The organism is Microbacterium sp. cx-55, assembly GCF_021117345.1.
In the GTDB taxonomy this organism is placed as follows: Bacteria; Actinomycetota; Actinomycetes; order Actinomycetales; family Microbacteriaceae; genus Microbacterium.
The window spans coordinates 1,410,026-1,423,851 of sequence record NZ_CP088261.1 but is presented as its reverse complement, the minus strand read 5'-3'; the positions used below and the strand labels follow the sequence as shown (position 1 = coordinate 1,423,851).

At 69.7% G+C, this 13,826-nt stretch carries 17 protein-coding genes; 7 read left to right on the top strand and 10 right to left on the bottom strand.

Annotation, left to right across the window (positions count from 1 at the left end; genetic code table 11):
• Positions 1 to 41: 41 nt before the first annotated feature.
• Complete coding sequence (locus LQ938_RS06600; RefSeq protein ID WP_223721405.1) at positions 42 to 1,007, top strand: arsenic resistance protein; 966 nt, start codon at positions 42 to 44, stop codon at positions 1,005 to 1,007.
• A gap of 57 nt (positions 1,008 to 1,064) precedes the next feature.
• On the opposite strand, the gene LQ938_RS06595 is transcribed toward LQ938_RS06600, so the two are convergent.
• Positions 1,065 to 1,628 (bottom strand): ribonuclease H family protein, encoded by a 564-nt coding sequence (locus LQ938_RS06595; protein ID WP_223721406.1) that lies wholly within the window; start codon positions 1,626 to 1,628, stop codon positions 1,065 to 1,067.
• A 132-nt stretch (positions 1,629 to 1,760) separates the two neighbouring features.
• Between LQ938_RS06595 and LQ938_RS06590 the strand changes: the two genes are divergently transcribed.
• Entirely contained in the window at positions 1,761 to 3,134 is a 1,374-nt protein-coding gene (locus LQ938_RS06590; protein WP_223721407.1) for an HNH endonuclease signature motif containing protein, read from the top strand.
• Positions 3,135 to 3,176: 42 nt separating this feature from the next.
• Here the strand turns inward: LQ938_RS06590 and trhO are convergent, their stop codons facing one another.
• Both trhO and LQ938_RS06580 read right to left on the bottom strand, forming a co-directional pair.
• The gene (gene trhO, locus LQ938_RS06585) at positions 3,177 to 4,088 is read right to left on the bottom strand and encodes an oxygen-dependent tRNA uridine(34) hydroxylase TrhO (protein WP_223721408.1); all 912 of its coding nucleotides are present in this window, start codon (positions 4,086 to 4,088) and stop codon (positions 3,177 to 3,179) included.
• A gap of 17 nt (positions 4,089 to 4,105) precedes the next feature.
• The gene (locus LQ938_RS06580; protein ID WP_223721409.1) at positions 4,106 to 4,324 is read right to left on the bottom strand and encodes an SCO4848 family membrane protein; all 219 of its coding nucleotides are present in this window, start codon (positions 4,322 to 4,324) and stop codon (positions 4,106 to 4,108) included.
• A 97-nt stretch (positions 4,325 to 4,421) separates the two neighbouring features.
• On the opposite strand from LQ938_RS06580, the gene LQ938_RS06575 reads away from it, so the two are divergent.
• The gene (locus tag LQ938_RS06575; RefSeq protein ID WP_223721410.1) at positions 4,422 to 5,507 is read left to right on the top strand and encodes a hypothetical protein; all 1,086 of its coding nucleotides are present in this window, start codon (positions 4,422 to 4,424) and stop codon (positions 5,505 to 5,507) included.
• Here LQ938_RS06575 and LQ938_RS06570 read toward each other — a convergent pair.
• The 5 genes from LQ938_RS06570 to LQ938_RS06550 form a co-directional block, all read right to left on the bottom strand.
• A complete protein-coding gene (locus LQ938_RS06570) occupies positions 5,456 to 6,703 on the bottom strand; it encodes an MFS transporter (protein WP_223721411.1) in 1,248 nt (415 codons plus the stop codon). The genes LQ938_RS06575 and LQ938_RS06570 overlap by 52 nt on opposite strands.
• Before the next feature lie 218 nt (positions 6,704 to 6,921).
• Entirely contained in the window at positions 6,922 to 7,494 is a 573-nt protein-coding gene (locus tag LQ938_RS06565) for a flavin reductase family protein (RefSeq protein WP_223721412.1), read from the bottom strand.
• Positions 7,495 to 7,528: 34 nt separating this feature from the next.
• Positions 7,529 to 8,647: an NAD(P)-binding domain-containing protein gene (locus tag LQ938_RS06560; RefSeq protein ID WP_223721413.1), complete on the bottom strand. Its 1,119-nt coding sequence runs from the start codon at positions 8,645 to 8,647 to the stop codon at positions 7,529 to 7,531.
• A gap of 38 nt (positions 8,648 to 8,685) precedes the next feature.
• Positions 8,686 to 9,330, bottom strand: a complete 645-nt coding sequence (locus LQ938_RS06555) for an SDR family oxidoreductase (protein WP_223721414.1) — start codon at positions 9,328 to 9,330, stop codon at positions 8,686 to 8,688.
• A 91-nt stretch (positions 9,331 to 9,421) separates the two neighbouring features.
• Positions 9,422 to 9,823: a YchJ family protein gene (locus LQ938_RS06550; protein WP_223721415.1), complete on the bottom strand. Its 402-nt coding sequence runs from the start codon at positions 9,821 to 9,823 to the stop codon at positions 9,422 to 9,424.
• Positions 9,824 to 9,880: 57 nt separating this feature from the next.
• Here LQ938_RS06550 and LQ938_RS06545 point away from each other — a divergent pair, with 57 nt between their 5' ends.
• The 3 genes from LQ938_RS06545 to LQ938_RS06535 are packed head-to-tail and all read left to right on the top strand — an operon-like array spanning position 9,881 to position 12,159.
• Positions 9,881 to 10,624, top strand: a complete 744-nt coding sequence (locus LQ938_RS06545) for an LON peptidase substrate-binding domain-containing protein (protein ID WP_308116156.1) — start codon at positions 9,881 to 9,883, stop codon at positions 10,622 to 10,624.
• Positions 10,625 to 10,633: 9 nt separating this feature from the next.
• Positions 10,634 to 11,122 carry a hypothetical protein gene (locus LQ938_RS06540; RefSeq protein ID WP_223721416.1) on the top strand — a complete coding sequence of 163 codons (489 nt, stop codon included), beginning with the start codon at positions 10,634 to 10,636 and terminating at the stop codon, positions 11,120 to 11,122.
• Positions 11,122 to 12,159, top strand: coding sequence for an FUSC family protein (locus LQ938_RS06535; protein ID WP_223721417.1), 1,038 nt, complete (start codon positions 11,122 to 11,124; stop codon positions 12,157 to 12,159). The genes LQ938_RS06540 and LQ938_RS06535 overlap by 1 nt, the downstream gene beginning before the upstream one ends.
• Before the next feature lie 13 nt (positions 12,160 to 12,172).
• Here the strand turns inward: LQ938_RS06535 and LQ938_RS06530 are convergent, their stop codons facing one another.
• Positions 12,173 to 12,535 carry a TraR/DksA family transcriptional regulator gene (locus LQ938_RS06530; protein ID WP_223721418.1) on the bottom strand — a complete coding sequence of 121 codons (363 nt, stop codon included), beginning with the start codon at positions 12,533 to 12,535 and terminating at the stop codon, positions 12,173 to 12,175.
• A gap of 24 nt (positions 12,536 to 12,559) precedes the next feature.
• Positions 12,560 to 13,150 carry a nucleoside deaminase gene (locus LQ938_RS06525; RefSeq protein WP_223721419.1) on the bottom strand — a complete coding sequence of 197 codons (591 nt, stop codon included), beginning with the start codon at positions 13,148 to 13,150 and terminating at the stop codon, positions 12,560 to 12,562.
• A gap of 92 nt (positions 13,151 to 13,242) precedes the next feature.
• Between LQ938_RS06525 and LQ938_RS06520 the strand changes: the two genes are divergently transcribed.
• Entirely contained in the window at positions 13,243 to 13,767 is a 525-nt protein-coding gene (locus LQ938_RS06520; RefSeq protein ID WP_223721420.1) for a hypothetical protein, read from the top strand.
• Positions 13,768 to 13,826 lie beyond the last annotated feature (59 nt).

Sequence of the window (13,826 nt, the reverse complement as noted above, 5' to 3'; positions counted from 1 at the left end):
CGCGAGGAAGAACGCCCGCGGGTCCGGATAGTGTCGAGGGCGTGGCAGACCGGAGAGGCGCGTACTCCGACGTCGCGGAGCGTCACCAGGTCGCGCTGTATCTCCTCGCGATCGCCCTGGGCGCGGGCGTCGGGATCACTATTCCCGCGAGCGCGGCGCTCGAGGTCGCCATCGAGCCCGCGCTCGGCGCCCTGCTCTTCGTCACGTTCCTGACCGTGCCGTTCCGCCGCATCCGTGACGCTCTCGGCGACCGTCGGTTTCTGCTCACCCTCGGACTCCTGAACTTCGTCGTCGTCCCGTGCGTCGTCTACGGGCTGTCCCGTTTCGTCGCCGGCGACCAAGCAATGCTGATCGGTGTGCTTCTCGTTCTTCTGACACCGTGCGTCGACTACGTGATCGTGTTCACCCGGATCGCCGGTGGGGCAAGCGACCGGCTGCTCGCCGCCGCTCCGCTCCTGATGGTCGCTCAACTCCTCCTTCTGCCCGGATACCTGTGGGCATTCGCGGGAGCGGATGCTCTCGCCACGATCGACGCAGCCCCGTTCATCCGCGCGTTCCTCGTGCTGATCGCGCTCCCGCTCGGGCTGGCGATCCTCGTGCAGCTGCTCGCCGCGCGCATCCCGGCGGCGCGGCGGGCCGAAAGCGGGCTGCCCTCGCTCATGGTGCCGCTCATGATGCTGACCCTCGGCGTCGTGGTCGCCTCTCAGGTGCGGGCCGTCGGCGCCAGACTGAGCGAGCTCTGGGGTCTCCTGCCGCTCTACGCCGCGTTCGTCGTCGTGATGATCGCGCTCGGCTGGGCTGCGGCTCGCGTGGTGCGAGCGGATGCGGGCGCCGCCCGCGCCCTGATCTTCAGCGGCGTCACCCGCAACTCGCTCGTCGTCCTGCCGCTCGCTCTCGCGCTGCCCCCCGACCTTTCGCTCGCACCTCTCGTCGTGGTCACCCAGACGCTCGTCGAGCTGGTCGCAATGATCATCATGGTGCGCGTGGTGCCGCGGCTCGCGCCCTGATCGATCGTCCGTGAGGTCTCAGGCGTCGCGGGGCGTGCGTCGGGAGCCTGTGTCGGCCTAGCGGCGCGGACGGTCGCCGGCGGAACGCGGCGGGTCGACGGACACGTCGAGCGGGTCGAGCCCGCGGTGGGAGGTCCAGATGAGCTCCTCGCCCTTCGCCGCGTGCTGCGACGCCCGGACGGCCCGCTCATCCGCCCAGCTGTTCAGCCGATGCCCGCTGTGCCCGCGGACGTGCTCGAGGATGACCGGCGGAAGTCCCGCCGCACGGCGCTCCTCACGGGCCTCCATGAGCTGTTCGAGGATCTCGCGGTTCGCGGTCGGCTTCTTCGCGCTCGTCAGCCAGCCCCGGCGCGCGTGGCCGTCCATCCATGAGCTGTAGGTGTCGATCGCGTACTTCGAATCGGCCTGCACCGTGAGGTTCGTGACGTGCGGGTGATCGCGGATCGCGTACAGGAGGCCGAGCAGTTCGCCGATGTTGTTCGTGCCCTCGGGAATCGAGCCCGCCGCCCACTGACCGTCCTCGCCGACCCACGCCCACCCGGCCGGCCCCGGGTTGCCCTTGCATGCGCCGTCGGTCGCGAGCGTGTAGGAATCGAGCTGCTGATCGGGTGCGGGAGGCATTGGTCCATTCTTTCAGGTCGCGGTCGGGCGACTTGTCCTCCGCAGGGGCGGGTGCGGGGATGTTGTCCACGGATGTGGATTGTGGGGGTGATCGGGGGTGTGGATGTCGGAGGTGTCCACTACGATTAGAACATGCGTTCGAATGTCGAGGTGAGCATTCCTGGCGGTGAGGATGCCGAACGGGCCGCGGTGGTGGCCAGTGTGGTCGCCGCGGAGCGCGCGTTGGCGACGGCACAGGCGGCAGCCGTGCGGGCTTTCGCGCGAGCCGGTGCGTACGCGGAGCGAGTGAGCCGATCGAACGCGGTGCGGGAGCGCGAGATGGCGATGCGGTCGGTGGCGGCGGAGATCGCCTGCGCGACCCGCCTGTCTGATCGCACCGTGCAACGCCGGATGAGCGATGCTGACACGCTCGTTTCCGGGTTCCCGGAGACGGTGACAGCGTGGGAGGCGGGCCGGATCACCCAGGGGCACGTGCGCGCCGTCGTCGACGCCGGGCTCTCCCTCGCAGGCGAGGACCGGGAGCTATTCGACCAGGCCGCCGTCCCCGTCTGCGAAGCAGAAACCCCGGCCGGCGCGAAACACCTGCTCGGGATGCTGGCGGAGAAACTTCACCCCCGACCCCTGACGGAGCGCCACCAGGACGCCCGAGAAAGCCGTGGCGTTCGCGTCGTACCACTCGAGGACGGAATGGCGGAACTCGTCGTCATCCTCCCCGCCCTCCTCGCGCACGCGATCCACGACCGCCTCACCCAACAAGGCCGCCTGATCAAGAACGTCCGCGACCGAACACGCCGCCACGTCGCGGATGAGGATGGCGCTGCGGTGGGCGTCGATGTCGCGAGCGCACGTGAGCGCGAGCGGCAGGAGGTGATCGCGTCCGATGACCGGACCCTCGACCACATCCGCGCCGACCTCGTCGCCGACATGCTCCTCACCAGCACTCCCGGCGCGGATCCGACGGTGACCGGGGATCAGCCCGGAGAACTCGGCGCGATCCGCGCGACCATCCAGGTCGTGGTCCCCGTCCTCACCGCCGCCGGCGTATCCGAGGACCCCGCCGAACTCACCGGACGCTCACCCATCGACCCCGACACCGCCCGCCGACTCCTCGGAAACAGCACCGGATTCGACCGGGTCCTCACCCACCCCATCACCGGCACCGTGCTCACCACCGACCGGTACACCCCTACCGCCGCCACAACCCGACACCTCCAAGCCCGAGACCAACACTGTCGATTCCCCGGATGCCGCACCCCCGCCATCCACTGCGACATCGATCACACCATCCCCCACGCCCACGGCGGCCCCACCCGCACCGACAACCTCGCCCACCTCTGCCGACGCCACCACACCCTCAAACACAGCGCCCCCTGGACCGTCACCCAACACCCCGGCGGAACCCTCCACTGGACCACGCCCCTCGGCCACACCCACACCACGACCCCACCCACAAGACACGGAGGGACCGCGCGGTTCACACCCGACAACGACCCACCACCCTTCTGACGGGCAGGCGGGTCATGAGGTCACCCGGGAGCGGCTATCGCGTCACCCGGGAACGGTCGCGGCGTGGTCCGGGCACGGAACGGCGGCACCGGCGAGGCAGTCTCGGCAGAGCACCACCCGAACGCGGCAAGCGGAATCCGTGCAGTCGCCGATGCGGTCTCCGGGAGCGCCGCATCCGGCGCACGTGCCCAGGACTTCCGCGTCGGGCCCGAACGTGACGGCGCCTCGGCCGTCGAAGACGTACAGCGATCCGTCCCACAGTCCGTCGTTGCCGAACGCCTCGCCGTATCGCACGATGCCGCCGTCGAGCTGGTACACCTCGTGGAACCCTCTCGCGACCATCAGGCTCGACAGCACTTCGCACCGCACGCCGCCGGTGCAGTACGTGACGACCGGGGTGTTCTTCAGGTGGTCGTAACGCCCAGATTCGAGCTCGGCCACGAAGTCGCGAGTGGTGGCCACATCCGGAACCACGGCATTGCGAAACCGGCCGATCTCCGCCTCGAAGGCGTTCCGCCCGTCGAAGAAGACGACATCATCTCCCCGCCGAGCAACGAGAGCATTGACCTCGGCCGGAGAAAGCGGAGTCCCCCCGCCGCGCACACCGTCCGCGTCGACCGTCAACTCGTCCGGAGCGCCGAAACTGACGATCTCGTCACGCACCTTGACCGACAGTCGGGGGAAGTCGAGGCTCATGCCCTGGTCGTCGAGTCCCGAGCCTTCCGACCACTTCACGTCCATGTCCGCGAACGGAGCGTACTGGAGCGTCTTCCGGCGGTAGGTCTTCACCGCGTCGAGCTCACCGCCCACCGTCCCGTTGATGCCATCGCGAGAAATGAGGATGCGGCCACGGAGCCCGAGCAGCTCGCAGAGATCCCGCTGCCACAACCGCACGGCCTCCGGATCGGCGATCGGGACGAAGCGATAGAACAGCAGGATCTTGGCGACGGACACCGGCCAATCGTAGGTCGTCAGACCGTGACGAGCGCCCAGACGCCGGCGACCGCAGAGACGACAGCGAGCAGCAGAGCGATGCCGATCAGCACCGCGTGCACGCGGAAGAACGCCGTCCGCTTGCCGGCGGCGTCACGCGCACGCGCATCTTTCGCGACCCGCTGGAAGAATCGCGGCCACACGACCACGTTGTAGATCGCGTTCACGAGCAGGAGCACGGCGAGGAAGATCTGCATCCCTCGAGCGTATTCTCCACAGCGCACACGCGCGGGCACGGCCGGAGTTCTAGGCTCGGAGCACCCGCATCCGATCCCTGCGGCGAGGAGCCCCGGCATGAGCGACGAATCCGTCCCACCGCAGGCAGCAGAGCCGTCGCCGCCGACGATTCGTCCCGGACAGCGCTACACGCAGCCGTATCCCGGCGCGGCCCCCGTGCTGATCCCGTCTCCGAGCGCGACGTACGCTCCGTCATCCGTGCAACCGCGCGGACGCGACCCCCGCCCCGCCTCCCTGGCGATCGTCGCCTTCTGCCTCGCGGGGGTGGGCGCCCTCGCGCTCCCGCTCGTGGCAGTGCTCGCCGTGCCCGCCCTCCTCGCCGGCTTCATCTGCGGGCTCATCGCCGTCATCGGCCGCAGCCACGGCGGCAAGGGATTCGGTATCGCCGCGATCGCGACCTCCGCGGGCGCCAGCGCGCTCGCTGTCATCGGCGTGATCTTCGCTGTGGCCATCGGTTCCGCGTTCACGGTCTCCGACCCGTTCGGATTCGCACCCCGCCCCTATGACGCGCCCTACACCGACGGTTTCCCGAACGATGGGGAGTTCGTTCCCGACGGACCGATCGAATACGGCGCGGGGCTCGATCTGGTGGCGGGCGAGGTCGTCGTGACTCCCACGAACCTCGCCGAAGGGATCTGGAACTACGGCGTCGTGCTCGACAACCCCAACCCCGACGCGATCTTCGAAGACAGCATCATCCTGGTCGAGGGGCTCGACGCGAGCGGCACCGTCGTGGACACGCATGAGCAGTACCTGACGATCCAGCCCGGCCCCACGGCGATCGTGGGATCATTCCTCGACGCCGGCGACGCGACGATCACCGACGTCCGACTGCAGCTACCCGACAAGGACGACGCGCGGATCCTCGGACCCGATGAGGCGGGAATCGTCACCGTCGAAGACGTGCAGCAGACCGACGAGTACGGGATCCCCGCCGTCACGGGCCGGGTCGTCAATGGCACCCCGCGAGATCAGCTCTACGCGCAGGTCATCGTCCTCACGCGCGACGCGGAGGGCACCCTGATCTCGGCCGATGGCACCTACGTCGACGAGCTTCCCGCCGGGGCCGAGCAGACGTTCGAACTGAGTTTCTACGAGCCGCTGCCCGCGGGCGCCACGATCGAGGCGTACGTCACGCTGTAGTGGACGCGGGCATCGTGACGCTCAACGGCGACATTCAGCACCCCGAACACCAGCACGAGCAGCGCCGCGAGGGCGGGAAGCGCGAGGGCGAGCGGAATCGACACGGTCTCCGCGATCGACCCCGCCAGGGCTGACGACAGGGCCTGAGCGAGCGTCAACGACGACGCGAGCAACGTCATCGTGGTGGCCGAGCGCCCCGCCGGGCTCCGCTCCCCCGCCAAGCTGAAGATCGTCACGAGCGCCGGGCCCACGCCGAGCCCCATCACGAGAAGCGTGACGACGAGGCCGGACACCGCATCCGTCGCTGCGTACGCCGACGCCGACACCGCCATCACCGTGGCGAAGACGAGCCAACGCCAGCGCAATGCGAAACGTGCCGGCAGCACCGCGACGGCCAACGCGAGGGCCGCGGAACCGATGCCCATCAGGCCGTACAGCAGCCCCGCATCCGCGCCCGCGCCGCGGGATTCCATGAAGGCCGTGAGAGAAGTGAGCGTCGAGCCGAAGAACAGTCCGACGGCGAACGTGCCTCCCACCAGCACCAGCACGCGCGGGCTCAGGACGGCCGAGAACGGTGCACGGGGCGCGGTCTCGGATTCGCTCGATGTCGCGAGCACGCCGGTCGGGTGAAGTGCGAACGCCGTGACGAAGACGAAACTCAGGGCCGCGGCGATCGCGATCGGCGCCCAGGGGGCGATGAACGACGCGAAGATGCCGACGAGGAACGGGCCGATCACGAACGCCGTCTCATCCGCGGCGGACTCGTACGACATGGCGCGCGTGAATGTGCGGCCGCGGGTATCCGGATGCAGCCGGTCACGGATGATCGCGATCACACGGCTGCGACTCATCGCGGCGGCCTGAGGCGCGGTCACCCCGATCAGTCCCGCCACGATCAGCACCATCGCATCGGGCATCCCCGACAGCACGACGAGCGGGAACAGCGCGAGAAGCACACCGTTGATCAGACCGACCGGCACGAGCACCGTGCGCTGGCCGTGGTGATCGACGGCGTCACCGATGACCGGACCGGCGATCACGACACCGATGCCGACTGCAGCCGAGGCGAGTCCGCCGAGCGCGACAGAACCGCTCGCACTGGTCACGAGTGTCAGAACACCCACGACCATCATCGCGAACGGCAGCCGGGCGATGAACGCGATGGGAAAGTATCCCCACCCGGTGTGGTGGATCAAAGTGGATTGCTCGGGTGCCAAGGCACAACCTCCGCGCGGACTCAGCGGCGTGCCGCCTTGCTCCATCAGCAGGTAGTTGCACTCTCGGCGCCCGCGCCGGAAAGTGGCGATCGGGGGGCGGCATCGAGTCGTCGTCGCGGATGCTGCCACAGCCGTGGCGCGCTAGGCGCCTCCCCCAGTCTACGACAGGGGGAGGCGGAACCGGCCGGAGAGGACGGTCAGTGCACGCGCGAGTCGTCGCTGAGACGGTGCCAGGTGCGGTTGTGGTAGACCAGCGCGTTGCCGTGCGCGCCCGGTTCGACGTCGCGGTTCAGGCTGGACTGGAGCGCGTGCGCGGCGATCACGGTCGATCCGCCGGCGTTCATGCGTTCGATGATGCTGCAACGCACCCACGCGCGCACGCCGTTGTAGACGGGCTCGCCGGTGACGAGGCGGGTCCACGAGTCGTGGTCGGCGAACCGGTCGATCCCGCTCGTCGCGCCGAGCTTCGCGACGTCGATGTCGTCGCTGTCGAGCAGATGCACCACGACGGTCTCCGCCGCGAGGATGGCGGGAGCGGCAGACGAGAGTGCGGAGATCGAGAAGATCAGGAGCGGCGGCTCGGCGCTCACCGACGACACCGAGGTCGCGGTCAGCGATACAGGGCCGTCCGGGCCTTCGGCGGTGATGACCGCGACGCCGCCGGGGTGCCCACGGAACAGCGCCTTGAACTCGTCTGCAGACAGCGAAGCGCTGATCGCCCGTTCCGGGTCGATCAGTTCATCCGGGGTGTGCGACGCGTGAATACTCATGATGCGACGGTAGATCCTTCTTGTTTCGATCAGGTCACGTGCGCGAAACATGGCGCAACGCAGGGGCCGGTGCGGCATCCAGATCCGCGACGATCTGCTGCACGGCCGCGCGGCCGGCCCGGTTGGCACCGACCGTCGATTGCGAGGGGCCGTAGCCGATGAGGAACAGGCGCGGTTCGTCGGTCGCCCGCGAGTTCTCGACACGGATGCCGCCCGCGGCCGTCCGCAACCGGAGCGGCGCGAGGTGGTCGATGGCGGCCCGGAAGCCGGTCGCCCAGAGAATCACGTCGGCGCGCACGAACGATCCGTCCGGCATCCGGACGCCGTTCTCCTCGATCGCCGTGAACATCGGGTGGCGCACCAGCACCCCGCGCGCCTCGGCCGCGCGCGACCACGTCGTGTGGTGCATTCCGGTGACCGAGACCACGCTGCCCGGCGGGAGTCCCTGCCGCACGCGTTCCTCGACCCCCGCGATCGCCGCAACCCGCGCCGGGATGTCGAAGTCCTCCCGCGCCCATTGCGGCTCGTCGCGCGTGACCCAGTAGGTGCTCGCCACGTGCGAGATCTCCTCGAGCAGCTGGACCGCGGAGATTCCGGCACCGACGATCACGACGGTCTGCCCGGCGAACTCGGCCGCCGAGACGTAGTCGTGGACGTGCAGCTGACGCCCCCGGAACCGGTCACGGCCCGGATAAGCCGGCCAGTACGGACGAGTCCATGTGCCGGTGGCGTTGATGACGTGGCCCGCGGCGTACCCGTCGTGGTCGGTTTCGACGATGAGTCCCGCATCCGGCTCCGCGGCACGACGTACGGCACGCACGCGCACGGGGCGCCGCACGTCGAGCGCGAACTCCTCCTCGTACTCGGCGAAGTACGCCGGCAACACGTCGCGGCTCGACGCGCGCGGATCGGCCGGCGGAACGGGGAAGCCGGGCAGCTCGTGGATCCCGTTCACGGTCGCCATCCGCAACGATTTCCACCGGTGCTGCCAGGCGCCGCCGGGGCGGTCGTCGCCATCGAGCACGACGAAGGTGCGTTCTCCGGGGAGGGCGCGGCCGACCGGCGCGAATCCTCGCCGCCGCAGATGGTAGGCCGCAGACAGACCGGCCTGCCCCGCGCCGATCACGACCACGTCGACGCGTTGTGCATTCACGCGATCGTCAACGCGCGGCCGGCGCGGGGCATTCCGTGTCAGGCGCGGAGGGCGTCTGCGATCGGGGTCTCGCCGGCGCCGAACCGGATGGTGCGCCGGGCGGTGCTGTCGTCGGCGAGCACCTGGGCGATGACCGCGGCGACATCGGCGCGCGACACGTCGCCGCTGCCCTCGGGCGAGGTCGTGATCGCGCCCGTCGGGGCGTCCAGAGTGAGCGTTCCCGGCCCGAGGACGGTCCACTGCAGGTCGGTGGCGCGGAGGTGCTCATCGGCGGCGAGCTTCGCGTCGGCGTACGCGTAGAACGAGTTGTCGGGGTCGACGCCGTGGTCGGGGGACGACCCGATCCACGACACCATCACGTACCGCGGAACGCCCGCGCGGACAGCGGCATCCATCGTCCGGATGGCGGCGTCACGGTCGACGGCGTAGGTGCGTTCGGCGGTGCCGCCGCCGGCGCCGGCCGACCAGACGACCGCGTCGTAGCCCGCGAGCAGCTCGACGAGCGCGTCGACATCGAGCTTCTCGACGTCCGCGACCTTCGGGGTGGCCCCGGTCGCGGCGACCTCCTCGGAGTGATCGGCGTTGCGGATGACGGCGGTGACGTCGTCGCCACGCTCGGCCAGCAGCGGCTCGAGCAGGAGAGCGACCTTGCCGTGACCGCCGAAGACGAGGATGCGGGACATGGAGACTCCTTCTGAGAGTGACGGGGGTACCCGTCCACCATAGAAACCTCGCGCCCCGTCGGCGCGCGGGTTGACAGGCCGGCGCGGGCCGTCAGCCGATGACGCCGTCCAGATACCACCAGCGTCCGCTCTGCCAGACGAAGCGGCTGTCCTCGTGCAGCTCGCCGCGCTCACGGCCGGCGCGGTATCGGGCGCGGAACTCGACGCGGCCGCGGGTGTCTCCCGGCATCCCCTCGCGGGTGCCGAGGATCGAAAGACCGGTCCAACGGAGGGCCGGGTCGGGATCGACATCGTCCGGACGCGTACCCGGGTGCCAGGTTCCCCGCAGATACGCGCCGTCGCCCACGACGAACGCGGTGTACCGGGAGCGCATGAGCGCCTCCGCCGTGGCCGGTGGGGTTCCGCGGAGGGCGGGGGCGCAGCATCCGTCGTACGTCTCACCGCTGCCGCACGGGCACGAGGCGTCGCCTGTCACGACGGGAAAGCCAGGCATATCGGCAGCCTAGGCGGTACCCGCCCGCTGCCGTGCGGTGAGTGGTTGACTGGGGCGATGGAGCCGGTCGCCATGTTCCCCCTCGGTACGGTGCTGCTGCCCGCCATGCCCCTCACCCTGCGCATCTTCGAAGAGCGCTATCGCGTCATGCTCGGACGCCTGCTCGACGACGAGACGCCGTCGTTCGGGGTGACGCTCATCGAACGCGGCCACGAGGCCGGCGGGGGCGACGAGCGATTCCCGTTCGGCACGATGGCGCGCATCGCCCGGGTCGCCCCCGGTGCCGACGACATCGTGATCGTCGCGTACGGGGATCGCCGCATCCGGGTCCGCGAGTGGCTGGACGACGACCCCTACCCGCGTGCGCTCGTCGAGGAGGTGCCCGAACTCGCCTGGAAAGACGAACTGGCACCGCTTCGCGACGAGGTCGAGCGTTCGGTGCGCCGCGTGCTCGCACGGTCGACGGAGTACGCGGACGGCACCTGGGATGCGAGCATCCCCTTGTCGGAAGACCCCCTCACCTCGTCGTGGCAGCTGGCCGGGATCGCTCCGCTCGGCCCCCTCGACCAGCATCGCCTGCTGCAGTCCCCGACTACGGGCGCCCTGCTCCGACAGACCCTGGATCTCGTGATCGAGGCCGAACCGCTGCTCACCTCCGCAGGCACCGACGCGGCGTTCGACGCGGCCCTCGACGACCTCCTGCGGGCGGACGACACCGGCTCGGACGATGACGATGACGACGACGACGAGGACACGGATGGCGACGCGTCGCCCGGCGCGGGGCGCGGACCCGGCGAATAGGCTGTGCGGGTGAGTGAAGATTCGTCCCGCATCCGATTCGTGACCCCGCGCGGGCGCCTGTTCGCGCTCGGCGCCGTGTGTCTGGCCGCCGCGGTGCTCGGCGTGTTCGTGGTGCTCCTGAACGGCGACAACGTTCTCGCGCTCATCGCCGGTACCGCCGCCATCGGCATCTTCGGGGTCGGGGGCGGCGTCTCGATCATCAATCAGCTGCGGCACTCCACGATCCTCCGCGCGGATGCGGACGGCATCCGTGTCGCGAAGATCGGTCGCGCACCGTGGGCCGACATCGACCGGATCGGCACCACACCCCAGGGCGAGCTCGGTGTGCGGTTCCGCCGCACCGACGCGCTGCTCGCGGGCGATCCGTCCGGCACGGACGCCGAGTCGCTGCGCGCCACTCGCCGCACCAGCGGCGGATACGACCTGACCTTCGCCGAGCGGGAGCTCGGCACCACCCCCGCGGAGGCGGCGCGGAAGCTACGCGCCCGGCAGCCCTGATGCGTCTTCCGGCCGCCATCCGCGCCGCGCAGCGCACTCCGCTGCTGCTGGTGGTGAAGTCCGCCATCGCGGTCATCGGATCCTGGCTGCTGTCACAGTGGCTGATCCCGGGACCCCTGCCGGTGTTCGCCGCGATCGCGGCGCTGCTCGTCGTGCAGCCGAGCCTCAACCAGTCGTTCAGCAAGGCGGTGGAGCGGTCGGTCGGAGTGATCCTCGGCGTCCTGCTCGCCACGACACTCGGACTCTTCTTCGGCAGCGGCACCTGGGTCATCTTGACGGCCGCGGCCTGCGGTCTGCTCATCGCGTGGGCACTGCGCCTCGCTCCGGGGGCGGCCACTCAGATCGCGATCAGCGCGATCCTCGTGCTCGCCCTCGGCACCGCGACGCCGGACTACGCGCTCGACCGGGTCATCGAGACGATCCTCGGCGCGGCGATCGGCGTCGTGGTCAACGTGCTCTTGGTGCCGCCGGTGGCCCTGGCGCCGGCTCGTGAGTCGACGGCGCGGCTCGGCAGCGAGTTGTCGGCATCCCTCGACCGGCTCGCCGACGCCCTCACGAGCGTCCGCACGCGCGGGCAGCTCGAGGAACTCATGCTCGAAGCGCGCCTCATGCGTCCGATGCGCGACGCCGCCGACGCCGCGATCCGTGCGGGTTCGGAGTCCCTCACGCTCAATCCGCGGAGCGGTCGGCATCGTGCGGAGCTGGCGGAGCTCACCCGGACCGTCGAGCTGTACACGCCGATCGTGACGCAGGTCACGGGGATGACCCGCGCGGTCTACGACCACTACTCCCCTGATCTCGTCGACGAGCCGCAGGTGCGGGCGATCGCGGAGCAGCTCCGCCGGGCGGCCCACGATGTCGAGCGGGTCGGTCAGCCCCCGGCAGCGGTCGTCGAAGAACCGCCGGCCCTGACGACGCCGTTGCAGATCACGCGTCCGTCGGCCACGCACTGGATCCTGATCGGGTCTCTGCTCGAAGACCTGCACCGCATCCATCACAGCCTCGTCGAAGCCGGCCGTCGGTCGGACGCCGACTGACGCTCGCCGGGATTCAGCCCAGCGCCGCGCAGGTCACGCACATCGTCGCGGTGGGTCGCACGCGCAGCCGATCGACCGGGATGGAGCGCCCGCAGCGGATGCAGATGCCGTACGTTCCCGCGTCGAGCCGGGCGCGCGCCGCGTCGATCTCCGCGATCTCGCGCACGGCGCCGATCCGCAGTCCCTCGAGGCGCGACCACTCGTCCGACAGCGTCGCACCCTCGGGGTCGTGCTCGTCGTCCGCGCCGGCTGGGTCACCGCGCGCGGCGAGGACGCCGCCGAGCGCGTCTCCGCGCGTGATCGCGTCACGCACCGCCTGCGCACGGAGCGCCTCCAGCCGGGCATCGAACTCGGCCCGAAAATCCGCATCCGTCATCGCAGGCCACGATAAGCCCGTCGGTCAGTCGACGGCTCCGCGTGCGTTGTAGACGATCGAGTCGCTGTCGCCGTAGGCCGCGAATACCGCGACGGCCTCATCGTGACGCGTGCCGATGGAGACGCGGATGCCGCGGGCCTCGAACTGCGCCGCCCAGTCCGCCACGACCGGGCCCTCGTCGAACTTCGTGAGCTCCTCGAGCAGCGGACCCTCGCCGGCGACGACGAGCGATCGGACGCCGCTCCACATGGTCGCGCCGTAGCACATGACGCACGGACGCCAGTTGACGACGAGCTCGAGATCAGCGCCCTCCGCGCCGAGGTCCCAGCGGCCGAGGGCCGTCTGCGCGAGGCTCAGCGTCGTCACCTCGGCGTGCATCGAGCTGAGACCGGACGCCAACACGACGTTCACCCCCGCCGAGACGAGCGCGCCGGTGGTGGCGTCGACGACGATCGCGGCGAACGGACCGCCGCTGCCCTCGCGCCAGTTGCGGTCCGCGAGCGCGTTGACGAGGTCCATCCGGTCCTCGAGCGTCGGCAGCACGGCGGGCAGGTCATCGAGCTCACCGAGGAGCCACGCGGGCAGGGACGCAGAAAGAGAGGACGCGAGGTGCATTCCGCCATCTTCGCCGGTCCGTGTGTCGGCGCTGTTACGGCGGCTGTGGATAACGGCTGCGGCGCCGGATGCGGGACGGTTACGGTGTGCGTGTGATCCGTCGTCCGTTCCGCGCGCTGCTGGCTACCCTCGCGGTGGCCGGGATGATGACGCTTGCCGCCTGCACGACACCCGCGCCTGCTCCGACGCCGAGCGCCACCGGATTCACGGACGAGGCAGAGGCGTTCGCCGCCGCCGAGGAGACCTACCGCGCTTATGTGGACGCCCTGAACCGACGACGCGAGGACCCTACCGGCAATCCGACTCCTGAACAGTTCTTATCGGGCAACGCGCTTGATTCCGATGTGGACTCTCAGCGCCAGTTAGATGAGGCTGGACTTCGTATCACTGGAGCGTCATCTGTAGAGCGAGTGCTACCTAGCACCTTCGAGCTTCCGGACCAGGTCTCCATAGTCGTCTGTCTGGACTCTAGTGAGACTCGCGTGGTTGACGATTCAGGACAAGACAAGACTCCCGCTGATCGGGCAACAGTGAGTCGGCTAAGCGTCGATCTTGTTCGCGATTCCGATGTGTGGCTGATTTCGGACAGCCAGCTGATCGGGGAAGACCAGTGCTGAGCTTGGTTCTGACTCTGGGAATTCTCACGGCAGTATCCGCCGCGACAAGTTGCAGTCCA